Annotated in this window: 21 protein-coding genes; 8 read left to right on the top strand and 13 right to left on the bottom strand. The window is 59.7% G+C overall.

The genetic code is table 11. The annotated features are described in order from the left end of the window. Positions 1–5: 5 nt before the first annotated feature. Positions 6–269 (top strand): DUF4404 family protein, encoded by a 264-nt coding sequence (locus KW849_RS07475; protein WP_218428822.1) that lies wholly within the window; start codon positions 6–8, stop codon positions 267–269. A 229-nt stretch (positions 270–498) separates the two neighbouring features. Here KW849_RS07475 and queF read toward each other — a convergent pair whose 3' ends face one another. After that, the gene (gene queF / locus KW849_RS07470; RefSeq protein WP_218428821.1) at positions 499–1329 is read right to left on the bottom strand and encodes an NADPH-dependent 7-cyano-7-deazaguanine reductase QueF; all 831 of its coding nucleotides are present in this window, start codon (positions 1327–1329) and stop codon (positions 499–501) included. 61 nt (positions 1330–1390) lie between these two features. Beyond that, on the bottom strand, positions 1391–1903 hold the full coding sequence (locus tag KW849_RS07465) for a plastocyanin/azurin family copper-binding protein (protein WP_218428820.1): 513 nt from the start codon (positions 1901–1903) through the stop codon (positions 1391–1393). Between the two features lie 155 nt (positions 1904–2058). Between KW849_RS07465 and KW849_RS07460 the strand changes: the two genes are divergently transcribed. After that, the gene (locus KW849_RS07460) at positions 2059–2739 is read left to right on the top strand and encodes a heavy metal response regulator transcription factor (RefSeq protein ID WP_007995297.1); all 681 of its coding nucleotides are present in this window, start codon (positions 2059–2061) and stop codon (positions 2737–2739) included. After that, the gene (locus KW849_RS07455; RefSeq protein ID WP_218428819.1) at positions 2739–4088 is read left to right on the top strand and encodes a heavy metal sensor histidine kinase; all 1350 of its coding nucleotides are present in this window, start codon (positions 2739–2741) and stop codon (positions 4086–4088) included. Before KW849_RS07460 ends, KW849_RS07455 begins: the two co-directional genes overlap by 1 nt. A 137-nt stretch (positions 4089–4225) precedes the next feature. On the opposite strand, the gene KW849_RS07450 is transcribed toward KW849_RS07455, so the two are convergent. The 3 genes from KW849_RS07450 to KW849_RS07440 all read right to left on the bottom strand — a co-directional run bounded on the left by KW849_RS07450 (position 4226) and on the right by KW849_RS07440 (position 7475). Next, a complete protein-coding gene (locus KW849_RS07450; RefSeq protein WP_218428818.1) occupies positions 4226–5470 on the bottom strand; it encodes a lipoprotein-releasing ABC transporter permease subunit in 1245 nt (414 codons plus the stop codon). A 63-nt stretch (positions 5471–5533) separates the two neighbouring features. Further along, on the bottom strand, positions 5534–6217 hold the full coding sequence (lolD, locus tag KW849_RS07445) for a lipoprotein-releasing ABC transporter ATP-binding protein LolD (protein WP_218428817.1): 684 nt from the start codon (positions 6215–6217) through the stop codon (positions 5534–5536). Positions 6218–6224: 7 nt separating this feature from the next. Further along, positions 6225–7475 carry a lipoprotein-releasing ABC transporter permease subunit gene (locus tag KW849_RS07440; RefSeq protein ID WP_115947572.1) on the bottom strand — a complete coding sequence of 417 codons (1251 nt, stop codon included), beginning with the start codon at positions 7473–7475 and terminating at the stop codon, positions 6225–6227. A gap of 94 nt (positions 7476–7569) precedes the next feature. Here KW849_RS07440 and KW849_RS07435 point away from each other — a divergent pair, with 94 nt between their 5' ends. Both KW849_RS07435 and KW849_RS07430 read left to right on the top strand, forming a co-directional pair. Next, on the top strand, positions 7570–8151 hold the full coding sequence (locus KW849_RS07435) for a PilZ domain-containing protein (protein WP_108219250.1): 582 nt from the start codon (positions 7570–7572) through the stop codon (positions 8149–8151). 14 nt (positions 8152–8165) lie between these two features. Then, the gene (locus tag KW849_RS07430; protein WP_218428816.1) at positions 8166–8888 is read left to right on the top strand and encodes a glycerophosphodiester phosphodiesterase family protein; all 723 of its coding nucleotides are present in this window, start codon (positions 8166–8168) and stop codon (positions 8886–8888) included. A gap of 42 nt (positions 8889–8930) precedes the next feature. Here KW849_RS07430 and sthA read toward each other — a convergent pair whose 3' ends face one another. From sthA to KW849_RS07390, 8 genes are all read right to left on the bottom strand, one after another. Then, the gene (sthA, locus tag KW849_RS07425; RefSeq protein WP_218428815.1) at positions 8931–10325 is read right to left on the bottom strand and encodes a Si-specific NAD(P)(+) transhydrogenase; all 1395 of its coding nucleotides are present in this window, start codon (positions 10323–10325) and stop codon (positions 8931–8933) included. A 207-nt stretch (positions 10326–10532) separates the two neighbouring features. Then, positions 10533–11555 (bottom strand): FAD:protein FMN transferase, encoded by a 1023-nt coding sequence (locus tag KW849_RS07420; RefSeq protein ID WP_218428814.1) that lies wholly within the window; start codon positions 11553–11555, stop codon positions 10533–10535. Positions 11556–11886: 331 nt separating this feature from the next. After that, a complete protein-coding gene (locus KW849_RS07415; protein WP_218428813.1) occupies positions 11887–12243 on the bottom strand; it encodes a hypothetical protein in 357 nt (118 codons plus the stop codon). Positions 12244–12354: 111 nt separating this feature from the next. Beyond that, positions 12355–12798 carry a hypothetical protein gene (locus KW849_RS07410; protein WP_371319117.1) on the bottom strand — a complete coding sequence of 148 codons (444 nt, stop codon included), beginning with the start codon at positions 12796–12798 and terminating at the stop codon, positions 12355–12357. Positions 12799–12847: 49 nt separating this feature from the next. Continuing rightward, complete coding sequence (locus KW849_RS07405) at positions 12848–13204, bottom strand: hypothetical protein (RefSeq protein WP_218428812.1); 357 nt, start codon at positions 13202–13204, stop codon at positions 12848–12850. Between the two features lie 40 nt (positions 13205–13244). Then, complete coding sequence (locus KW849_RS07400; protein ID WP_218428811.1) at positions 13245–14357, bottom strand: polymorphic toxin type 44 domain-containing protein; 1113 nt, start codon at positions 14355–14357, stop codon at positions 13245–13247. A 115-nt stretch (positions 14358–14472) separates the two neighbouring features. Further along, a complete protein-coding gene (locus tag KW849_RS07395; protein WP_256357117.1) occupies positions 14473–14841 on the bottom strand; it encodes a hypothetical protein in 369 nt (122 codons plus the stop codon). Positions 14842–15174: 333 nt separating this feature from the next. After that, entirely contained in the window at positions 15175–16623 is a 1449-nt protein-coding gene (locus KW849_RS07390) for a glyceraldehyde-3-phosphate dehydrogenase (protein ID WP_218428810.1), read from the bottom strand. Positions 16624–17002: 379 nt separating this feature from the next. On the opposite strand from KW849_RS07390, the gene mfd reads away from it, so the two are divergent. From mfd to KW849_RS07375, 3 genes are read left to right on the top strand one after another with little or no spacing between them, the layout of a single operon-like run. Continuing rightward, positions 17003–20452, top strand: coding sequence for a transcription-repair coupling factor (gene mfd, locus KW849_RS07385; RefSeq protein WP_218428809.1), 3450 nt, complete (start codon positions 17003–17005; stop codon positions 20450–20452). A 10-nt stretch (positions 20453–20462) separates the two neighbouring features. Beyond that, a complete protein-coding gene (locus KW849_RS07380) occupies positions 20463–21041 on the top strand; it encodes a CsiV family protein (RefSeq protein ID WP_218428808.1) in 579 nt (192 codons plus the stop codon). Positions 21042–21052: 11 nt separating this feature from the next. Next, positions 21053–23746, top strand: coding sequence for a DEAD/DEAH box helicase (locus tag KW849_RS07375; protein ID WP_218428807.1), 2694 nt, complete (start codon positions 21053–21055; stop codon positions 23744–23746). Positions 23747–23797: the final 51 nt, after the last annotated feature.

The raw sequence follows: 23797 nt of genomic DNA, 5'->3' as shown, positions 1-23797 counted from the left end.
ACGCCATGCCTGCCCGCGAACTGCAAGAACAACTCAATGCCCTGCGCGAGCAATTGGACCAGAATCCTCCGTTGTCCGATGCCGAACGCGCCGAGTTACACGAACTGATGCAACAGATCGAGTTGAAACTTGAACTCGAAACCAAAACCCAGGACTCCAGCCTCGCCGATGGCGTCAACCTGGCTGTCGAGCGCTTCGAACTCGAACATCCGACGCTTGCCGGGACCCTGCGCAACATCGGGCAGGCCTTGGCCAACATGGGAATCTGAACCTCCTGATGCAAAAAAGCCCTGCTGGCGATAGCGGGGCTTTTTCGTTCATGACTTTCTGGCCAAGGGTTTTTTGTGGCGAGGGGGCTTGCCCCCGTTGGGCTGCGAAGCGGCCCCAAATCCTGCAATTTCAGTTTCTCAGTCACACCGCGCAGATTGAAATGGCGACGGCTGCGCCGCCGAACGGGGGCAAGCCCCCTCGCCACAAATATTGTGTCTGACTGCGGATCTATTGGCGGACCAGGCGATGGTTCGGCAGCTGCACTTCTTCAGTACTGCGATACGGGTTGATATCCAGCCCGCCCCGCCGCACATAACGCGCATACACCGTCAGTTTCTCCGGCTTGAGCAACCGCTGCAGGTCGAGGAAGATCCGCTCTACACACTGCTCATGGAAGTCCGAATGCTGGCGGAAGCTGACGATGTATTCGAGCAGGCTCGCGTGATCCAGCGCCGCGCCACGGTACTCCACCGCCACGCTGCCCCAGTCCGGCTGGCTGGTGACCGGGCAGTTGGACTTGAGCAAATGGCTGTGCACGCTCTCCTCGACAATGCGCGAGTCATCGCAACGCAGCAGTTCCGGCCGCGGATGCTCGTAGTTGCTGACGCTGATATCCAGCTCGTCGATGCACACGCCCGGCAAGGCCACGACGCCTTCGCTCTCGACATCCTTGAGACTGCGAATGCGCACGCCCACCGGCTTGCCGGCAGCCGCCGACAAATCCTTGACCAACGTCGCCTCGAGGCTCGCGGTATCGGCAAACGGCGTCTGGTTCAGGGAGTTGAGGTACAGCTTGAACGACTTCGATTCGATGATGTTCGGCGAATCCGCCGGAATGCTGAATTCGCCGATCGCCACCACCGGCTTGCCCGACGGCAGCAGCCAGGACAATTCGAAGCAGTTCCAGAAGTCCACGCCTTTGTACGGCAGGGTTTGCGCCGTCAGGCCCAGTTCCGCCCACTTCGCGGTACGCGGGATCGGGAACAGCAAGGACGGCGTGTAGGTGGCGATATATTCGCTGGATTTGCCCAGCGGCGAGTGTTCGGCTGCGGGATGCATGGCGGAAACCTGACTGAAGAATCAGCGGATTCTATCAGCCTTTGCTCCCGCCTTTGAGTGCTTACTGACTGACTGTCAGTTTACCGACCATGCCGGCCTGGTAATGACCGGGGATGTTGCAGGCAAACTCGAGGCTGGTGGCCTTGCTGAAGGTCCAGGTCAGCTCGGCGGTCTTGCCCGGCTCCACCAGTACGCTGTTGGGGTCGTCATGCTTCATGCCGTGGTCCATTTTGCCGTGGTCCATTGCCTTCATGCCGGTCGGCATCAGCATGCCACTCTGTTGCATCTGCAGCATTTCCTGCTGGTGTCTGGCGTGCATCGCCGCATCCCCCAGGTTGAACTCATGCAACAACTGGCCTTTATTGACCAGCACGAAGCGCACGGTTTCCCCGGCCTTGATGTCGATGGCCTGCGGCGTGAAGGACATGTCCCCCATGACCAATTCGACGCTGCGGGTCGCCTTGGCCGCCGAGGCCGGTTGACCGAAATCGTAGGAATGCCCGACCTCTGCCCACACCGGTGAACTCAGCGCCAGCAAACACAGGATTTGCGCCACGGATTTGCGTAAAAACATCGTCATACTCCAAGAAGATAAGGCTCGGCATGTGAAAAACTCTAAACTGCCAGCACTGCCCGCAACCTGACAGCCTGATTACAACTTTGTCAGGTTGCCCTGTAAGAACGCCGCCCACGGTATAAAGCGTTCGTTCCATTTGCCATGAGTCGCCCATGAAACTGCTGATCGTCGAAGACCAACCGAAAACCGGCCATTACCTGCGCCAGGGCCTGGCCGAGGCCGGGTTCAACACGGAATTGGTGGCCGACGGCAACACCGGCCAGCAATTAGCCCTCAGCGGCGAATATGCCCTGCTGATTCTCGATGTGATGCTGCCGGGTCGTGACGGCTGGCAGATTCTGCAAGCGGTGCGCAGCGCTGGCCTGGACACACCGGTACTTTTTCTGACGGCGCGCGACGCCGTGGAGGACAGGGTTCACGGCCTCGAACTGGGCGCCGATGACTATCTGGTCAAGCCGTTTGCCTTCTCCGAACTGCTGGCGCGAGTGCGCAGCCTGTTACGTCGCGGCAGTGCCACGCCTCAGGAGACCAGCCTGCAACTGGCCGATTTGCGCCTGGACCTGATCCGTCGCCGGGTCGAACGCAGCGGCCAGCGTATCGACCTGACCGCCAAGGAGTTCGCCCTGCTGGAAATGCTCCTGCGCCGCCAGGGTGAAGTCCTGCCCAAGTCGCTGATTGCGTCCCAGGTCTGGGACATGAATTTCGACAGCGACACCAATGTCATCGAGGTGGCGATCCGTCGTCTGCGCCTGAAGATCGACGATGAATTCCCCAACAAACTGATCCACACCGTGCGTGGCATGGGTTACGTCCTCGAAGAGCGCCCCGCCTGATGCGCCGGCTGTCCTTGAGCAGCCGCCTGGCGTTGCTGTTCGCCGCCTGCACCGCCGTAGTGTCGTTGTTCGCCGGGGTGCTGTTCAGCCGCGCCAGCGAGGCGCATTTCATTGAGCTGGACCAGCAACTGCTGTACGGCAAACTGATTGGCTTGCGTCGGGCCTTGCACGACTTCCAGTCGAGTGACAGCGAAACGAAGCTGGTGGAGGAATTGAGCCGGCAGGCTGGCCTGCCCCTGCGCATCACCGGCAGCGACGGCCAAAGCTGGTATGACAGCTCGACCAACATTCCACAGGCATTGCCGAGCCAGCCCGGATTGTCGACGGTGAGCCATGAAGGCATGGATTACCGCGTGCTGAATGCGCCGCTTTTTGCGGACAAACCCGAGTCACCGCAACTGACCCTGCTGTTGGACATCACCCACCACCAGCATTTTCTGCAACGCATGCAGCGTTTGATCTGGCTGACCGTCGGCCTGTCAGCCCTGGCCACCGCACTGCTGGGCGCCTGGGCGGCACGTAGCGGCTTGCGCCCGTTGCGGCGGATCAGTGCGGTGGCCAGCGGTGTTTCTGCGCAATCGCTGAACGCACGGTTGCCTGAAGAAAACATGCCGCCGGAACTGGCGGAAATGGCCCACAACTTCAACGCCATGCTCGGACGCCTCGACGACTCGTTTCAGCGCCTGTCCGCGTTCTCCGCCGACATTGCCCATGAACTGCGCACGCCACTGTCGAACCTGCTGACCCACACCCAGGTCACCCTCACCCGCCCTCGCCCCATCGAGGACTACCGCGAAGCCCTGCACAGCAACCTCGAAGAGCTGCAATGGATGGCGCAACTGGTCAATGACATGCTCTACCTGGCCAAGGCTGACCATGGGTTGTTGATGCCCAAGCGCGAAGCGCTGGAACTGGCCGAAGAAGCAGACCTGCTGCTGGAGTTTTTTGCGCCACTGGCGGAAGACGCGCGGGTGACACTCGCTCGGGAAGGTCATGGATGCCTGGAAGGCGACCGCAGCATGTTGAGGCGAGCATTGTCCAACTTGCTGGATAACGCGCTACGTTTTACCCCCGCCGACGGCGAGGTCCGGGTCAACATCGTCGAACAGGCGAATGGCCTGAGATTGAGCGTCGAAAACACCGGGAGCGGGATAGACGCACAGTCACTGCCGCGGCTATTTGATCGCTTCTACCGTGCAGACCCGGCACGCCGCGAAGGCAGCAGTGAACATGCGGGACTGGGACTGGCGATCACCCAGTCGATCATCCGTGCCCATGGCGGGCAGATTCGTTGCGAATCGGCTAATGGGTGGACCAGGTTTGTGATCGAGTTGCCAAGGGAAGATTAAGGCCAACAGTTCCGGCCTCGATCCCCTGTAGGAGCTGGCTTGCCAGCGAAGAGGCCGGTCCTGCCGCCTCAATGTCCCTTTCAGAGGCCGCTTTCGCTGGCAAGCCAGCTCCTACGAAGAGCTGGCGGTGTCAGGTCTTACGAATAGCGCAGTGCATGAGCCGGTTCGATCTTCGCCGCACGCCACGCCGGGTACACGGTCGCCAGGAAGCTCATGACGAAGCCCGCCGTGCAGATCAGCGCCACATCCGCGCCTTGCAGTTCGGACGGCAGGTTGCTGACGAAATACACGTCGGAACTGAAGATATGCTGCCCGCTGACCCGCTCGATCCAGCCCACCATCTCGCTGACGTTCAGCGCGGCAATCACGCCCAACACACCGCCAATCAGGGTGCCGACAATCCCGATCACGGTGCCCTGCACCATGAAGATCGCCATGATCTGCCGTGGCGTGGCGCCGATGGTTCGCAGGATCGCGATGTCCGCGCCCTTGTCGTTCACCACCATGATCAGGGTCGCGATGATGTTGAACGCCGCCACTGCGACGATCATCAGCAACAGCAGGCCGATCATGGTTTTTTCCATTTTCATCGCACTGAACAGGCTGCCCTGGGTGTGGGTCCAGTCGTCAGCCTTGTAGGCGGTGCCCAGCCCCGTGGCGATGTCGCTCGACACCTGCGGCGCGGCATACAGGTCCTTCACCGCCAGGCGCACGCTCTGCACCTGATTCGGCTCCCAGTGCTGCATCTGCGCGGCATCGGCCATGTGAATCAGCGCCATGGTGCCGTCCAGTTCGGCGCCGACCTTGAACACGCCGACCACATTCAGCCGTTGCATGCGTGGGGTAATGCCACCCGGCGCATTGCTGACTTCCGGCACGATCAGGGTGATCTTGTCGCCGACGTTCAAGCGGAAGCGGCGCGCCGTGATCTCGCCGATCACCACACCGAATTCGCCCGGCTTCAGGGCTTCGAGACTGCCCTGGACGATGTGCTTGGCGACGATCGACACCTGGCCTTCCAGCGCCGGATCGACACCGCTGACCTGGATTGGCTGCATCGTGCCCTTGTAGGACAGCATGCCTTCCATCTCGGTGAACGGCACCGCCGCCGTCACTTCCGGGTTTTTCATCGCGGCTGCTGCCACGGGTTTCCAGTCGTCAATCGGGTTGACGCCGACGATGGTGGCGTGCGGCACCATGCCGAGGATGCGGGAGCTCATCTCGCGCTGGAAGCCATTCATCACCGACAACACCACGATCATCGCCAGCACGCCGAGGGCGAGGCCGATCATCGAGGTCATCGAGATGAAGGAAACAAAGCGATTGCGGCGCTTGGCGCGGGTATAGCGCGTGCCGATAAAGATCGATAACGGTCTGAACATTCGCTGGTGCACCGTATAAAAATAAAAGACCCGACGCCTTTCCAGGCATCGGGTTTCAGCCAATCAGATAGGCGTGAGGCAACCTTCCTGCAGGTGCAGGACGCGGTCCATCTGGCGGGCCAGGTTCATGTCGTGGGTCACCACCAGGAACGCCGTGCGCATCGAAGTGCTGAGTTCCAGCATCAAGTCCTGAATGCCCTGGGCGGTGTGGGAGTCGAGGTTGCCGGTTGGCTCGTCGAGCATCACCAGGCCCGGTGTGTTCACCAGGGCGCGGGCGATGGCCACACGCTGACGCTCGCCACCGGACAATTCGGCCGGTTTGTGCTCCAGGCGATGGCCCAGCCCTACCCGCTCCAGCAACGCCGTGGCACGCTGACGCGCTTCGGGGATCGCGGTCTTGCCGATCAGCAGCGGCATGCAGACGTTTTCCAGGGCGGTGAATTCCGGCAGCAGGTGGTGGAACTGATACACGAAGCCGAGGGCGCGATTACGCAGCAGGCCGCGTTTTTTCTCGCTCAGCGCCGACAGTTCCTCGCCGTCGAGCCAGACGCTGCCCTTGGTCGGCGTATCGAGGCCGCCCAACAGGTTGAGCAAGGTACTTTTGCCCGAACCCGACTTGCCGACAATCGCCACGCGCTCTCCCGGGTGCAACTCCAGTTGCAGGTCGGCCAACACTTCCACCGACTCCGGACCTTCCTCGTAGGACTTGCCCAGGCTGCGGCAGCTCAAGATTGCTTTATCACTCATGCCCGACTCACTCATAACGTAGCGCCTCCGCAGGCTGGGTGCGCGCGGCACGCCAGGCTGGATACAGGGTGGCGAGGAAACTCAGGACCAACGCCGCAGAGCAGACCATCACGACGTCCTGGCTCTGCACTTGCGATGGCAGGTAATCGATGAAATACACGTCGGCGTTGAGGAATTTGTGCCCGATCAGACCTTCAAGGGCCGAGATCGCGGCACTGACATTCAGCGCGGCGAAGATCCCGACCACAGCGCCTATGGCCGTGCCGACCACGCCAATCACCGTACCCTGCACCATGAACGTGCGCATGATCGTACCCGGCGTGGCGCCCAAGGTGCGCAGGATCGCGATGTCGCCCTTCTTGTCGTTCACCACCATCACCAGCGTGGAAATGATGTTGAACGCAGCGACCGCGACGATCAGCAGCAGCAACAGGCCGATCATGGCTTTTTCCATGCGGATCGCCTGGTACAGGTTACCGTGGGTGCGGGTCCAGTCACGGGCGTAGAAGCGGTCTTCACCGAGATCGCGAGCGATGCTCCACGCGGTGCGCGGCGCCTGGAACAGGTCGTCGAACTTCAGGCGCAAGCCCTGGACCTGATCCGGTTTCCAGCGATGCAGCCGGGCCAGGTCCTGCAGGTTGGTGACGCCCAGATAGCCATCGAGCTCGCCGGCGCCGACATGGAAGATGCCGACCACGGTAAAGCGCTTCATGCGCGGGAACATCCCGGCCGGGGTCACGGTGACTTCCGGGGCGACGAAGGTCAACTTGTCGCCGATCACGGCACCGAGCTTGGCCGCCGCCTTGTCGCCGATGACGATGCCGAACTCACCCGGCACCAGATCATCGAGTTTTCCCTGGGTCATGAAGTGATCGATGATCGACACCTGGCGCTCTTGCGCCGGATCGATGGCATTGAGCAGGACTTTCGAGACCTTGCCGTTATTGGTCAGCAAACCCTGCATTTGCGTAAACGGCGCCACGGCCGTCACCTGCGGGTTCTGCTTGACCTTCGCGGCCAGGCTTTGCCAATCGCTGATCGGCTCGCCGGACTCGATGGTCGCGTGGGGCACCATGCCCAACACGCGGGTGCGCATCTCATGATCGAAGCCGTTCATCACCGACAGCACCACGATCATCACGACCACGCCAAGGGCGAGCCCGATCATCGAAGTCAGGGAAATGAATGACACAAAATGATTGCGACGCTTTGCACGGGTGTAACGCGTGCCGATAAATACGAAGAGAGGTCTGAACATGTCGGGGCTTGTTCGGAGGGAAAAGGAACGTCCTTGTGGCGGGGGTCGATAACCAGCTTTACACTCAGACCACCGCCGCTACCATGGGTTCGCCATGTCGACATTAGATGAAGAAGATCGCCGCGAATACTACCGTATCGAGGATACGATCGCACTGGAAATTCGGCTCCTGTCCGCTGCTGAAGCCACAGGGCAGGAAGTGTTGCAGGATGCTTCCCCACTCTTCAACTTGCTCAGCGAACTGCACCTGAGCGAATTCGAGTCGCAACACCTGTTGCGCCAGCTCAGCGAACGCGACCGCACGACCGCCGCATTCCTCAAATCCCAGAACAAACGCATCGATTTGCTGAGCCAGGTCGTCGCTCTGACAGTGCTCGGGCAGATCGGCGAACCGCAGCCGGTGATCATTTCCGAAGGCGGCATCGACTTTCAGCATCCAACGCCCATTGCCGCCGGCGCACACCTGTCGGTCAAGCTGGTGCTGATGCCGCAAGCCCTGGGCCTGCTGCTGCGCGCTCGCGTCACCCATTGCGACCGCAAGGGCGATGGCTATGATGTCGGCACCGAGTTCGAACACCTGACCGACGCCCAGCGCCAACTGCTGGCCCGCCACATCTTGCAAAAGCAGGCCCAGGAACGACGACTGGCCCGCGAACAACTCGAATCAGGCAATTAATTTAAGGAAGAACCGTGACCCTCATCTACGGCCATCGCGGCGCCAAGGGCGAAGCACCGGAAAACACCCTGACCAGCTTTCAGGAATGTCTCAAGCACGGCGTGCGTCGCTGCGAACTGGACCTGCACCTGTCCATGGATGGCGAGCTGATGGTCATCCACGACCCGACCCTCAAACGCACCACGGACCGTCGCGGCAAGGTCGTCGAACACACGGCGGCCGAACTGGTGACCTATGACGCACGCAAGGGCGGCCCGGGCTGGATCAAGCCGTGCCCGATTCCGACGCTGGAAGAACTGTTCGAAAAATGCGACTTCGATCACTGGCAGCTGGAAGTCAAAAGCGCATCACGGATGCGTGCCGCCACCACCGTGCTGGCGATTCGCGAAATGGCGCAGCGTCATGGCCTGATGGACAAGGTGACGATCACCTCGAGTTCCCGTGAAGTGCTCAAGGCGGCGCTGGAGTTGGTGCCCGACGTATCCCGCGGGCTGGTGGCCGAGTACGCCTGGCTCGACCCGTTGAAGGTCGCGGCCAGCTATGGCTGTGAGATCCTGGCGCTGAACTGGACCCTGTGCACGCCGGAACGCCTGCAAAGGGCGCAGCGTCAGGGGCTGCATGTGTCGGTGTGGACCGTCAACGAGCCCGCGCTGATGCGCAGGCTCGCCGACTTCGGCGTTGACAGCCTGATTACAGACTTTCCCGGTTTGGCCATTGCCACGCTCGAGAATTGCTGAAATCGGTCTCCCCGGCCGGCTCAGGCCACCGGCCGGAGCCACTCAAAAAAGCCGGTTGAGGCCGTCGTATGCCGCTACCCGATAGGCTTCGGCCATGGTCGGGTAGTTGAACGTGGTGTTGACGAAGTACTTCAGCGTGTTCTGTTCGCCCGGCTGGTTCATGATCGCCTGACCGATGTGCACGATCTCCGACGCCTGATAACCGAAGCAATGAACGCCCAGCACCTCCAGGGTTTCACGGTGGAACAGGATCTTCAGCATGCCTTGCGGCTCGCCGGCGATCTGCGCCCGCGCCATGCTCTTGAAGAACGCCTTGCCGACTTCGTACGGCACCTTGGCCTGGGTCAGCTCCTGCTCGTTCTTGCCGATCGAGCTGATCTCCGGAATGGTGTAGATGCCGGTCGGCACGTCATTCACGAAACGCCAGCTACCGTTATCGACGATGCTGCCAGCGGCCGAACGACCCTGGTCATGGGCGGCACTGGCCAGGCTCGGCCAGCCGATCACATCACCGGCGCCGTAGATGTTCGGCACGCAGGTGCGGTAGTTCTCGTCGACTTCGATCTGGCCACGGCTGTTGACCTTCACGCCGATGTTTTCCAGACCCAGCTGATCGGTGTTGCCGGTACGACCGTTGCACCAGAGCAAGGCGTCGGCCTTGATCTTCTTGCCGGACTTGAGGTGCAGGATCACGCCATTGTCCACGCCTTCGACGCGGTCGTAGTCTTCGTTATGGCGAACCGTGATGTTGTTGTTGCTGAAGTGGTAGCTCAGGGCCTGGGAGATTTCCGAGTCGAGGAAGCTCAGCAGTTGCCCACGGTTGTCCACCAGTTCAACCAATACACCCAGACCGCTGAAGATCGAGGCGTATTCGCAACCGATCACGCCGGCGCCGTAAACGATGAGTTTGCGCGGGGTGTGGCCGAGGCTGAGGATGGTGTCGCTATCGTAGATACGCGGGTGGTGGAAATCGATGTCCGCCGGGCGATAAGGACGCGAACCGGTGGCGATGATGATGTGCTTGGCCACCAGTTTTTCGACCACGCCGTTGGCGCAGACCACTTCGATGGTTTGCTCGTCGGCGAAGCTGCCGGTGCCGAAGAACACGTCGACGCGGTTACGGGCGTAGTAGCCGGTACGTGAAGCGACTTGTTTGGAAATGACTTTCTCGGCGCTTTTCAACACGTCCGGGAAGGAGAACCAGCGCGGCTCACCAATGGCCCGGAACATCGTGTTGGTGTTGAACTGCATGATCTGCCGCACCGAGTGACGCAGTGCCTTGGACGGGATGGTGCCCAAGTGAGTGCAGTTGCCGCCGACCTGGCGACGGCTATCGACCATCGCGACCTTGCGCCCTGCCTTGGCGGCGTTCATTGCCGCGCCTTCTCCCGCCGGGCCGGAACCCAACACCACCACGTCGTAGTTGTAGACAGCCATGCGTACTCCTCAGAACAGGCCGCGGCACCCTCGGCACCTGCGGCTAAATCACGCCAATGCGTGGCATGAAGGAACAATTTGGGGCCAGTGCAGAACCCGGACACAGTCTATAGAAGCGTCAACGCCGCGCACATTAACCCTTGGTCGCGTCGTAGGCTACTTTTGCCTGCACTACAACGCCAGTTTTCAATGCTCGAATCGCCACAATCACTCGGTTTTTTGGCCACTGAGGCGTTCAAAAGCGTGACTGCTGCGCGTGACGAAACCTGTATCGGCACGAATCACAAAAAATGCACCGATATCGTGTTTTTCTGCGTAGTCCCAACCGCGCTCAGGACCAAGAATCAACAACAGCGTCGATAAGCCATCGGCCATCAACGCTGAAGGATGAATCACCGTAACCGATGCCAGACGGTGTGAGACCGGTGTGCCGCTGCGCGCATCGAAAGTGTGGGAAAAACGCTGGCCGTCCTGCTCGAAGTAATTACGATAGTCGCCGGACGTGGACAGGCCATAACCGTCGACAATAATGACCCGCTCGGCCACCTGCCGGTCATCCCGAGGTTCCTCCAGGGCGATGCGCCATGGCGAGCCGTCGGGCTTCTTGCCAGCGGCCTTGAGTTCTCCAGTGACTTCGACGAGGTAATCGTGGATGCCTTTTTCCTCGATCCTTGCAGCAATCGTGTCAACGGTGAAACCGGCGGCGATGCTGTTGAAATCGACCTCGACGGCGGCGTCCTTGCACAACCGGTCGCCCTCGATGCGCAAATGTTCATGGCCGACGCGTCGGCGGGCTTCGGCGAGCGCTTCGGCGGTCGGGACTTTTTCCCCGCGAGCCTGCGGACCAAATCCCCAGAGATTGAGCAACGGCTCCACCGTCAGATCGTAGGAACCTTCGCTTTGCACTGACAGCTGCTCACCCACGCGGACCAATTCGAGGATCGACGCCGGCATTGCCTGACAACCGTTGGCACGCAATGAATTGAAGCGTTCTATGTCCGAGTCGCTGCGGTAGGTCGACATTTGCCGGTCAATATCAGCGAGGATCTGCTCAACCTGGACACGGACTTCGTCCGGCGCCGGAAGGCCGGCGTGGCGCACATACTTGATCGAATAGGTGCTGCCCATGGTCGGGCCGCCGAAGCTTTCGAGGGGGTCGCTGTTGCCGCAACCAGACAACAGGACGATCAACACAAAGCACCCTATCCGCCAGATCAACAAATCCTGCATCCCCTGAATAACCCCCTGACACACCATCGAGGCTCGCCATTATGCGATAGAAACTGCGGGAGCGAGCTTGCTCGCGATGGCAGTCTGTCAGGCGACATCGATGTTGCATGGGCGGGCCTCTTCGCGAGCAGGCTCGCTCCCACAATGATTTTTGGATACCCGCAGATGTTGCGTACACCTGATAACCCTGTGGGAGCGAGCCTGCTCGCGATGGTCGTCAACGATAACGCGTGCTCACTAGTTAAACGCAGCGTTCTTGGCTGCATCATCGGAACACCGCCCGGAGCAAGCTCGCTCCTTGTATGTTGGCCCTGACTCCAACGGGGTCTTTTCATGGAGTCGCGGTATCAGTGACGCATTGTCTCAGTCGATCCGAATCCGTGCCGCTGCCTTCGCTGAGATCAATATCGCCATTGGCATCAAGGTAGATGTTTGTATTCGGCCATCTCGGAGTAATGTTGACGCAGTGGGCACGAACGTTTTTGCTCCACCAGGATATTTCCATAAAAAAACCATCATCAGGAAACAGTAAACCATTATCAACCGTACCTCCGCCGGGTTGCATCCCACCCTTGTATATCCGGTCCTGGACATTCCAGATATACCTGAGCTCTTCCCTTCCATTTTCGGAGTAGTGAATGGTTACGGTCGGTAGTGCGATATCCCAGCAGCTAATGGCCAGATACACAAATGGAATCCACAACCACCTTCTATACCTTGGACCTGTTTTACGTACAGGTGTGGACACGAATTCCATCTCCCAGAATCGCACTGCATGTCGCTTTGATCCCTTGGTTCTTCATGGGCTCGCTGTATCAGTGATGCATTGTTTTAGTCGATGCGAATTCGTACCGCTGCCTTCGCTGTGATCGATATCGCCGTTGGCATCGAGGTAGATGTGCGTATTGGACCATGTCGGCGTTATATTGACGCAGTGTCGGAGATCTTTATCGTTCCACCAAGAGATCTCCATGAAAAACTTCTCATCTGGAAACAAGAACCCATGATCCCGTGTGCTGCTGCCTGGAGGGAGGCGTCCTTTGTAAATCCGGTGTTGCACATTCCAGATGAACCGCAATTCGTCTTCGCCATTCTTGGAGTAATGAACCGTCGCGGCGGGCAGCACAATAATTTGCCAGAGGGCGATCAGCAGAAGAACCACCAATGGCAGCAATAGTGGTATCAACGGAATCAATAGCCACCGAATGTAACGCGACCGAGGTTTATTAGCAGGAATGGACACGGACTCCGTCTCCTAGATTCACCTTACAAGTTGTGCATCTCACTACTCTTCATGGGCTTGCGGTATCCGTGAAGCATTGCTTCAGTCGATGCGCATCCGTGCCACTGCCTTCGCTGTAATCAATGTCGCCATTGGCATTGAGGTAAATATGCGTATTGGGCCACCTAGGGGTTACGTTGACGCAATGTCGGAGCGCGCCATCGTTCCACCAGGAAATTTCCATGAAAAAATTCTCATCCGGAAATAGAAAGCCATAATCACGCGTACCGCCTCCGGGTTGCATACGCCCCTTGAAAATACGGTCCTGCACGATCCATATGTATTTAAGTTCGCCACGAGCATCTTCGGAGTAGTGAACAGTCACAGTAGGTAACGCAATATCCCAATGAGTGATGGCCAAAAACACAACTGGAATCCACAACCATCGCTTATACCGTCTCCGGGATTTACTTGCAGTCGTGGACACGGATTCCTTCCCCCCATTTCTCCGGCGCAACGGTAAGCACTTCATTCATGATCATTTTCGCAGTGACCCCACCGTGAGGGTGCTGCATATAAAGATTAATGCCGATGCTTATTGAGACTCTGTCAGCCACATCATCCCAAGACCGTAGTTCCGTCCAAGGGCTGGTCGTAGGTCGAGGACCGGGAAGCTCTCTCTCCTCGCTGGGCTTTACCAGTTCGGCAATCTTCCTTGCGGAGTCCGATACAATCTGCTCAGCTCCAGCGCCATCCAGTAGCACACTTTCTGAGAGCCCACCTGCAATACCAACATACCCATAGTGAATATTCGACCATATGTCATAGAAATACTCATATTTCCCTTGCTTGTGCCGGACCGCACCGTTGTACATCGCCCGCAGCTTCGGCTTGTGATCCCACTCCATATTCTGACCCACCTGCTTCGTCCAGATCGCCATCGCCTCAAGCTTCTTCGTCCATGCAATTCCGTTGAAATTTGGTGGTCCAGCCAGTCTGGCGTACCAGGGTAACGCCCGAAATTTCCTGGCTTGCGCGCTGCTGTCGTAGCTCATCAGCTCTTTCATTTTCAACACGGACGGATGCTTGATGTTCCTGTTCATCTCACCTGCAATGTAGCTGGCAAGCTCTTCCATCTGGTCTGGATGGTTACAGGCTTCGCTTCCACCAAGGTCGCCGAGTGGTGCAGAGATTTTATCTGCCAGCTTCAGATCAACCACCTGAGGCTTGGCTGTAAAGCTGTTTTCAGCCGGAGCCGCCGATGAGCTCGCAGCCCTGGTGTCCGGCTGTGCAGGGCTTGCGTTGCTTTGATACGTGGCCGTCATTACGGAGGGGATCAGCCGAGCTTTACAGGGGCAATTACTGTAACTGTCCAGCGTACCAGCCATGGGCTTTCCATGACTGATCATGTGCGAAATGCCTCCGACGATCCGATACGTCTTCCCGTCTTTTCCACACGTGACTCGATCACCATCGCAGGCGTGGGCAACGCCATACATCATGATCCGGGTGTCACCATCCAGAACTTTGCCACCACAAGTGGTTCGGTCATTCAGACCGATGAAATGTCCTTCTTTCATTGAATTTCTTCTCCGTTACTTCCGGCCGAGTCCAGAAAGTTTTCGACCATCAGCTGCGTGAGCATTTAAGCAACGCAGCACTGAGACAGCTTTGGACAGCGCCAGACTTCGCCACTCAGTCCGCGACCGATGACAAAAAATCCTCGCCCATCGACACACCTTCGCGCGCAATAAACACGTAGCCGCCTTGCGGTGTATTGATGATTTCGTCGCCATTGCTGAGCATGCTGCCGACCAACGCCACATCATTGTTGTCTTGCCCTGCGCCGGTGATGATTTGCGCCGTACTGCCATCGGCATACAGGACGTAGTCGCCTGTTCGCGCTACGCGCACCGAGCGTCCATTTTCCAACTTGAATTCCAGCGGCCCTGTCCCTTGCTGGATCACCCCGCCGTTACGGGTGTGGCTGCCCTCGGTTGCGCACCGGAAGATGGCGATAGCAGGATGAGTGTCGATGTAAGCCTGCTGTTGACGCACAACCACTTGGGCGTGCTCATGGAATTGCGCAATTTGCTACTCAGTGAAGTGTGGATTGTCCAGACTGCGCAGATACTCTGGGGAAACATCGTTGGTATACAAAGGCTGCAAGGGTGCATTCATTTCAAAATCCTTATCCTTGGAAGGGTGTTCAGAAATAATGCGGCGGACGCTAACAGCGTCGCGACCCTCACAGCAGGGTCAAAAGAATGATTCAGAAGTTTCGCCAATAGAAACGATCCTTTTCCTACAGGATTGTTTCTAAAGCGTATTTATTGCGGAGCGCACAAACAAAAACGCCCCGACCAAGGTCGGGGCGCTTCATGTGCCGCTAAAGGCTTAGCGCGGGAATGCTGGCGGGTTTACACCGGCCATGTCTTCCATCACGCGAACCACCTGGCAGCTGTAACCGAACTCGTTGTCGTACCAGACGTACAGAACAACGCGGTTATCCTGGGTGATGGTCGCTTCCGCGTCCACTACGCCTGCGTGGCGCGAGCCAACGAAGTCGGTGGAAACCACTTCCTGGGAGCTCACGTAGTCGATCTGCTTGTGCAGGTCCGAGTGCATGGCCATCTGGCGCAGGTACTCGTTGATCTCTTCGCGAGTGGTGGCCTTTTCCAGGTTCAGGTTCAGGATGGCCATCGACACGTTCGGCGTAGGAACGCGAATCGCGTTGCCGGTCAGCTTGCCCTTGAGCACTGGCAGCGCCTTGGCGGCTGCGGTGGCGGCACCGGTCTCGGTGATGACCATGTTCAGCGGCGCGGCGCGGCCACGACGGCTGCCCTTGTGGAAGTTGTCGATCAGGTTCTGGTCGTTGGTGAACGAGTGAACGGTTTCGACGTGGCCGTTGATGATGCCGTACTTGTCGTTGACTGCCTTGAGCACCGGCACAATGGCGTTGGTGGTGCAGGAAGCCGCCGAGATGATCTTGTCGTCAGGGGTGATATCGCCATGGTTGATGCCATGCACGATGTTCTTCAGCGCGCCCTTGCCAGGTGCGGTGAGGATCACGCGGGCAGCGCCCGGGCAGGCCAGGTGCTGGCCCAGGCCGTCTGCGTCACGCCAAACACCGGTGTTGTCGACGATCAGAGCGTTTTCGATGCCGTACTGGGTGTAGTCGACTTCAGCCGGGCTCTTGGCGTAGATCACCTGGATCAGGTTGCCGTTGGCGGTGATGGTGTTGTTGGCTTCATCGATGGTGATGGTGCCATCGAACGGACCATGGACCGAGTCGCGGCGCAGCAGGCTGGCACGCTTGACCAGGTCGTTCTCGGCGCCCTTGCGGACCACGATGGCGCGCAGGCGCAGGCCGTCGCCACCACCGGTTTTCTCGATCAGGATGCGCGCCAGCAGACGGCCGATACGACCGAAGCCGTAGAGGACAACGTCGGTGCCTTTGCGGGCGGATGCGTTTTGCTGGCCAACCACGTCAGCCAGTTCTTCACGGACGAACTGCTCGGCAGTACGGCCATTGCCTTCGGCCTTGAATTTGGCCGCCAGCTTGCCCAGGTCCACCGAAGCGGCGCCGAGCTTGAGCTCGCTCATCGCCTTGATAAGCGGGAATGTTTCGTGGACGGACAGCTCGCTTTCGTCGGACTGACGGTGACGAGCAAAGCGGTGAGCTTTGAGAATCGCAATGACTGAACGATTGATCAGGCTGCGGCCATAGATCGAGCTCACCACGTTGTTATTGCGGTAGAGCTGACCGATAAGCGGAATCATCGCTTCTGCGAGTGCTTCACGGTCGATCCATTCACCAAGACACTGGTCGGGCTTCTGAGTCACGGGAACCTTCCACTATGTAGGGGCAGAAAAAAGGGGCTACATTATGCCGCCGAGTGACCGCCGTAGCAATGCGCGCCCGTCGTGCTTTACGTAACAATTCGTCGTTCAAAAAACTTACGCCTCGCGCCAGCCCAATAAAACCGGGGCTTGCAGCGTAGTCAATTTTTTGGAGGTCACGCCTCGTTATCCGTAACCCTCCGTAACACTCGTTGTTTTTGCCACTACATATCCAGTAATTTCTGGCAAAAAACCGCCGAATTTTGTCTTTACCACTACATTTCACCAAACCCGTGCTTTAGACGCAGTCAGCAACTGACAGGCGGCATCGTAGACCGCTACAATTACCGACTTTGTCGCAACGCTTGGAGCTCAACCTTCCGTGCCCGTTCTGCGTCTACCGCTTCTCCCTGCCGCGGCAGGTAAACAGCACTGGGGCAACCTGCCCGGTGCCGCCCTGAGCCTGGCCATCGCCGAGGCCGCCAGCGCTGCCAAGCGCTTTACCCTGCTGCTGACCGCCGACAGCCAAAGTGCCGAACGGCTGGAACAGGAGCTGGGCTTCTTCGCCCCGGATTTGCCCGTATTGCACTTTCCCGACTGGGAAACCCTGCCCTACGACCTGTTCTCACCGCACCAGGACATCATTTCCCAGCGCATCGCCAGCCTGTACCGGCTGCCGGAACTGAGCCATGGTGTGCTGGTGGTGCCGATCACGACCGCCCTGCACCGCCTCGCACCGACCAAATTCCTGCTCGGCAGCAGCCTGGTGCTGGATATCGGCCAGAAGCTCGACGTCGAGCAAATGCGCACCCGCCTTGAAGCCACGGGCTATCGCTACGTCGATACGGTGTATGAACACGGCGAGTTCACCGTTCGCGGTTCGCTGATCGATCTGTTCCCGATGGGCAGCAAGCTGCCATATCGCATCGATCTGTTCGACGACGAAATCGAAACCCTGCGCACCTTCGACCCGGAGAACCAGCGCTCCATCGACAAAGTCAACTCGGTCAAGCTGTTGCCGGCCAAGGAATTCCCGCTGCAGAAAGAAGCGGTCACCCGCTTCAAGGCGCGCTTCCGCGAGCGTTTTGACGTCGATTTCCGCCGCTGCCCGATTTTCCAGGACTTGAGCAGCGGGATTACCCCGGCCGGTATCGAGTACTACCTGCCGCTGTTCTTCGAAGAAACCTCGACGCTGTTCGATTACCTGCCCCAGGACACGCAAGTGTTTTCCCTGCCGGGCATCGAGCAGGCCGCGGAAAACTTCTGGAACGACGTGCGCAATCGCTATGAAGAACGCCGCGTCGACCCATCCCGTCCTTTATTACCTCCCGCCGAACTGTTCCTGCCGGTGGAAGACTGCTTCGCGCGCCTGAAGAACTGGCCGCGCGTGGTGGCCAGTCAACAGGATGTAGAAAGCGGTAGCGGTCGCGAGCGTTTCCCGGCACGCGAGTTGCCCAACCTGGCGATCGAAGCCAAGGCCACCCAACCGTTGGCGGCACTGGCCGACTTCCTCGACCAGTTCCCCGGTCGCGTACTGTTTACCGCCGAATCGGCAGGCCGCCGCGAAGTGCTGCTGGAACTGCTGGAACGCCTGAAGCTGCGACCGAAGACCGTCGACAGCTGGCCAGACTTTGTCGCCGGCAAGGATCGCCTGGCGATCACCATCGCCCCGCTCGACGAAGGCTTGCTGCTCGACGACCCGGCCCTGGCCCTGGTTGCCGAAAGCCCGTTGTTCGGCCAGCGCGTGATGCAGCGTCGTCGCCGCGAAAAGCGCACCGATGCCAACAACGATGCCGTGATCAAGAACCTCACCGAGCTTCGCGAAGGTGCGCCGGTGGTGCACATCGACCACGGTGTCGGTCGCTACCTGGGCCTGGCGACCCTGGAAATCGACAGCCAGACCGCCGAGTTCCTCGCCCTGGAATACGCCGAAGGCGCCAAGCTCTATGTGCCGGTGGCCAACCTGCACCTGATCGCCCGCTACACCGGCAGCGACGATGCCCTGGCCCCGCTGCACCGCCTCGGCTCCGAGACCTGGCAAAAAGCCAAGCGCAAAGCCGCCGAACAGGTGCGTGACGTGGCCGCCGAGCTGCTCGACATCTATGCTCGCCGCGCCGCCCGTGAAGGCTACGCCTTCGCCGATCCGAAAGCCGACTACGCCACCTTCAGCGCCGGTTTCCCGTTCGAAGAAACCCCGGACCAGCAAACCACCATCGAAGCGGTGCGCGAAGACATGCTCGCGCCCAAGCCAATGGACCGCCTGGTGTGCGGCGACGTTGGCTTCGGCAAGACCGAAGTGGCGATGCGCGCGGCGTTCATTGCAGTCCACGGTGGACGCCAGGTGGCGATCCTGGTGCCGACCACCCTGCTCGCCCAGCAGCATTACAACAGCTTCCGCGACCGCTTTGCCGACTGGCCGGTGACCGTGGAAGTGATGAGCCGCTTCAAGTCGGCCAAGGAAGTGAATGCGGCGGTCGCGGACCTGGCCGAAGGCAAGATCGACATCGTCATCGGCACGCACAAGTTGCTGTCCGACGATGTAAAAATCAAAAACCTGGGGCTGGTGATCATCGACGAAGAGCACCGTTTCGGTGTCCGTCAGAAAGAACAGCTCAAGGCCCTGCGCAGCGAAGTCGACATCCTGACCCTGACCGCCACGCCGATTCCGCGCACGCTGAACATGGCGGTGTCGGGCATGCGTGACCTGTCGATCATCGCCACGCCGCCGGCCCGTCGCCTGTCGGTACGCACCTTCGTCATGGAGCAGAACAAGAGCACGGTCAAAGAGGCCTTGCTGCGTGAGTTGCTGCGTGGCGGCCAGGTCTACTACCTGCACAACGACGTGAAGACCATCGAGAAATGCGCCGCCGACCTCGCCGAGCTGGTACCGGAAGCACGGATCGCTATCGGTCACGGGCAGATGCGCGAACGCGATCTCGAACAGGTGATGAGTGACTTCTACCACAAGCGCTTCAACGTGCTGATCGCCTCGACCATCATCGAGACCGGCATCGACGTACCGAGCGCCAACACCATCATCATCGAGCGTGCCGACAAGTTTGGCCTGGCACAGTTGCACCAGTTGCGCGGCCGGGTCGGACGCAGCCACCACCAGGCCTACGCCTACCTGCTGACGCCACCGCGCCAGCAAATCACCCCGGACGCGGAAAAGCGCCTGGAAGCGATCGCCAACACCCAGGACCTCGGCGCGGGCTTCGTGCTCGCCACCAACGACCTGGAAATCCGTGGCGCTGGCGAACTGCTCGGCGACGGCCAGAGCGGGCAGATCCAGGCGGTCGGCTTCACGCTGTACATGGAAATGCTCGAGCGCGCGGTGAAGTCGATCCGCAAGGGCGAGCAGCCGAACCTCGACCAACCGCTCGGCGGCGGTCCGGAAGTCAACCTGCGGGTTCCGGCGTTGATTCCCGAGGACTACCTGCCGGACGTTCACGCCCGCCTGATTCTCTACAAGCGCATCGCTTCGGCCACCGATGAAGAAGGCCTCAAGGATCTGCAAGTGGAGATGATCGACCGTTTCGGTCTGTTGCCGGAACCGACCAAGAACCTGATCCGCATCACTGCATTGAAATTGCAGGCCGAGCAACTGGGCATCAAGAAAGTCGATGGCGGCCCGCAAGGCGGTCGCGTCGAGTTCGCCGCGCAGACGCCGGTCGACCCGCTGACCCTGATCAAACTGATCCAGAGCCAGCCAAAACGCTACAAATTCGAAGGCGCCACGATGTTCAAGTTCATGGTTCCGATGGAGCGCCCGGAAGAGCGCTTTAATACTGTAGAGGCGCTGTTCGAGCGCCTCGTCCCGAAAACTGCTTGAAGGACGCCGCATGCGCCTGTTTCGCTCACTGACCCTGCTGACCCTGCTAATTCCAGCGCTGGTCGCACCCACGGCATTTGCCGATGACCTGTATCAGGTCGAAATGATTCTGGTCCGTCAAAACGCCGTACCGGCGATTGTCAGCCGCGCCGCACCGGAAGACTGGGCCGCTGGCGCCCAACCCGTCAGCCCCGACAGCCTGCGTACGCCAAGCCTGAATGGCGAGGTGGAAAAACTCACCAGCAGCGCCGACTACACGGTGTTGCTGCACAAGGCCTGGCAACAGACTCTCGGCGAAAACGCCAGCAAAGTGGCGATCAGCGACGGCAAGGAACAATATGGTCAGTTCCCGATCGAGGGCACGCTGAACATGACGCTGGGACGCTTTACCGACGTCGACGCCGATTTCTGGGTCAATCAGATCGACGCCAATGGCATGGTGACCGCCAGCGAGCGCTTGAAACAGGAAAGCCACACCAAGAACGGCCAGTTGAACTTCCTCGACAACGGCCACCTCGGCCTGCTGATCAAGATCACCTCGCTGACCGCCCCCGCACCTCGGCCAGTCCCCGATGAAATTCCGGACTGATTGAAGTCCTTATGTCCGCGACCCTGAGCAAACCCCTGGCACCCTCCTGGGTCAGCCGATTCAAGGAACAGAGCCTGGAGCGTGGCCGCCGCTACGCGCTGGAGAACCGTGTCAGGATCGTCGAGGCCGGCGACGCCACGATCATCGCCGTTTGCGAAGGCTCTGGCAGTAACGTTTACCGTCAGACCATTCGCCTGCGCGAGTCAGCCAAGGGCACGCTGCTGATGATCGACGCCACCTGCTCGTGCCCGGTCCACAACAACTGCAAACATTGCGCAGCGGTGCTCCTGCAAGTGCAGGAAACCCTCGACTACCCCGCTGCAGCCAAAGACGCCGAACTTCTGGAAAAACTCCAGGCAGTCCTGGAAAACCGCAGCCCGAAAGCCCCGCCGCAAGTGCTGGTGGACAATGTGCAGCCCCTCCCGCGCCTGTGGCTGGCCAGCATCGAGTTCAGCGCGTTCGAACCGCGCAACGGTCGAATGCAGCGATACATCCAGCATCGGGCGGCGCTGTCTTTCAGTTACCTGGACGAGTACGTTTGCGGACAGAAAAACGCCGACATCCTGATTCGTCAGGAAAGCCAGACGCTGCGGATAAAACGCCACCCGGAAGTGGAACAGTCCTACCGGGAACAGCTGCGAATCCTTGGTTTCAAAGTCGCCACCCGGCAAAGCAAGGCCCTGCCGGAAAGTGCCGGCGAGCTGTTCGAGATGGTCAATGACAGCGCCTGGCTGACCTTTACCCTCAATGAACTGCCGAAGTTGCGCACCCAGGGCTGGGAATTGCAGATCGACGAGGACTTCGGTTTCGACCTGACCGCCGTGGACGACTGGTACGCCACGGTCGAACAGGTACCGGAGCGCGACTGGTTCGATCTGGAACTGGGGATCATCGTCAACGGCGAGCGCCTGAGCCTGTTGCCGATCCTGCTCAACCTGATGCGCTCCCACACCGAAATCCTCAACCCGGAACGCCTGGCCCGACGCCGCGACGACGAGCTGATCCTGGTCAATATCCCCAATCGCCCGAACTCCGAGCACGGCCCACTGCAAGTCGCCCTGCCCTTCGGCCGCCTGAAGCCGGTGCTGGCCACCCTCGGCGAGTTCTACCTGCAGGAGCCCGGCGACACCACGCTGCGCCTGAGCAAGGCCGATGCCACGCGCCTGAACCCGCTGGAAGACATGCCACTACTGTGGGAGGGTGGCGAACAGATCCGCACCTTTGCCCAGCGCCTGCGCGACATCAAGGACCACACGGCCGCCGCCCCGGACGGTCTGAATGCGACGCTACGTCCGTATCAGCTCGAAGGCTTGAGCTGGATGCAATCGCTGCGACAGCTGGAAGTGGGTGGAATCCTCGCGGACGACATGGGCCTGGGTAAAACCCTGCAGACACTGGCGCACGTTCTGAGCGAGAAAAACGCCGGCCGCCTCGACCGGCCGTGCATGGTTGTGATGCCGACCAGCCTGATCCCCAACTGGCTCGACGAAGCGGCGCACTTTACGCCGCAGCTCAAGGTACTGGCACTGTACGGTGCCAGCCGCAAAAAGCACTTCGACAAGCTGGCCGACTACGATCTGATCCTGACCACCTATGCGCTGCTGCCCAAGGATGTCGAACGCCTGGCGGCGCAGCCCTTGCACATACTGGTGCTGGACGAAGCGCAATACATCAAGAACCCCGGCAGCAAGGCAGCCCACGCCGCCCGCGAACTGAACGCCCGGCAGCGCCTGTGCCTGAGCGGCACACCGCTGGAAAACCATCTCGGTGAACTCTGGTCGCTGTTTCACTTCCTCTTGCCCGGTTGGCTGGGCGACGTCAAAAGTTTCAACCGCGATTACCGCGTGCCAATTGAAAAACGCACCAGCGAGGTCAGGCTTCAGCACCTCAACGGCCGGATCAGACCTTTCCTGCTGCGCCGCACCAAGGAACAGGTGGCTACCGAGTTGCCGCCGAAAACCGAGATCATCCACTGGGTCGAACTCAACGAGGCCCAGCGCGATGTGTACGAAACCATGCGCCTGGCCATGGACAAGAAAGTCCGCGACGAGATCACCCGCAAAGGCGTGGCCCGCAGCCAGATCATCATTCTCGAAGCCCTGCTCAAGCTGCGTCAGGTGTGCTGCGATTTGCGCCTGGTCAATGAGGCGACCCTGCCAACCCGTGGCAGCACGTCAGGCAAGCTCGACAGCCTGATGGAAATGCTCGAAGAACTGTTCGAGGAAGGTCGGCGGATCCTGCTGTTCTCGCAGTTCACTTCAATGCTGTCGCTGATCGAGGACGAACTGAACAAACGCGGCGTGGCCTACGCCCTGCTGACCGGCCAGACCCGCGACCGCCGCACGCCGGTGAAGGAATTCCAGAGCGGCAAACGTCAGATATTTCTGATCAGCTTGAAGGCCGGTGGCGTTGGCCTGAACCTGACCGAAGCGGACACGGTGATTCATTACGATCCGTGGTGGAACCCGGCGACGGAAAACCAGGCGACTGACCGGGCGTATCGCATCGGCCAGGAGAAGCCGGTGTTCGTTTATAAAATGATTGCGCGCGGCACGGTGGAAGAAAAGATTCAGCACCTGCAAAAGGAAAAATCCGACCTCGCGGCCGGCGTGCTGGATGGGCGCAAGGCCGGGGACTGGAAACTGCAGAACGATGATATCGAAGCGCTGTTTGCGCCGCTGCCGGAAAACCTCGAAAAGCGTTGAGATGTGCGGCGCTTTTTAGTCCGCCATCGCGAGCAAGCTCGCTCCCACACT

It is taken from the genome of Pseudomonas sp. PDM26 (assembly GCF_019219185.1).
Taxonomy (GTDB): Bacteria; Pseudomonadota; Gammaproteobacteria; order Pseudomonadales; family Pseudomonadaceae; genus Aquipseudomonas.
The sequence above is the reverse complement of the archived record's forward strand: the minus strand, read 5'-3'. Positions and strand labels throughout refer to the sequence as shown.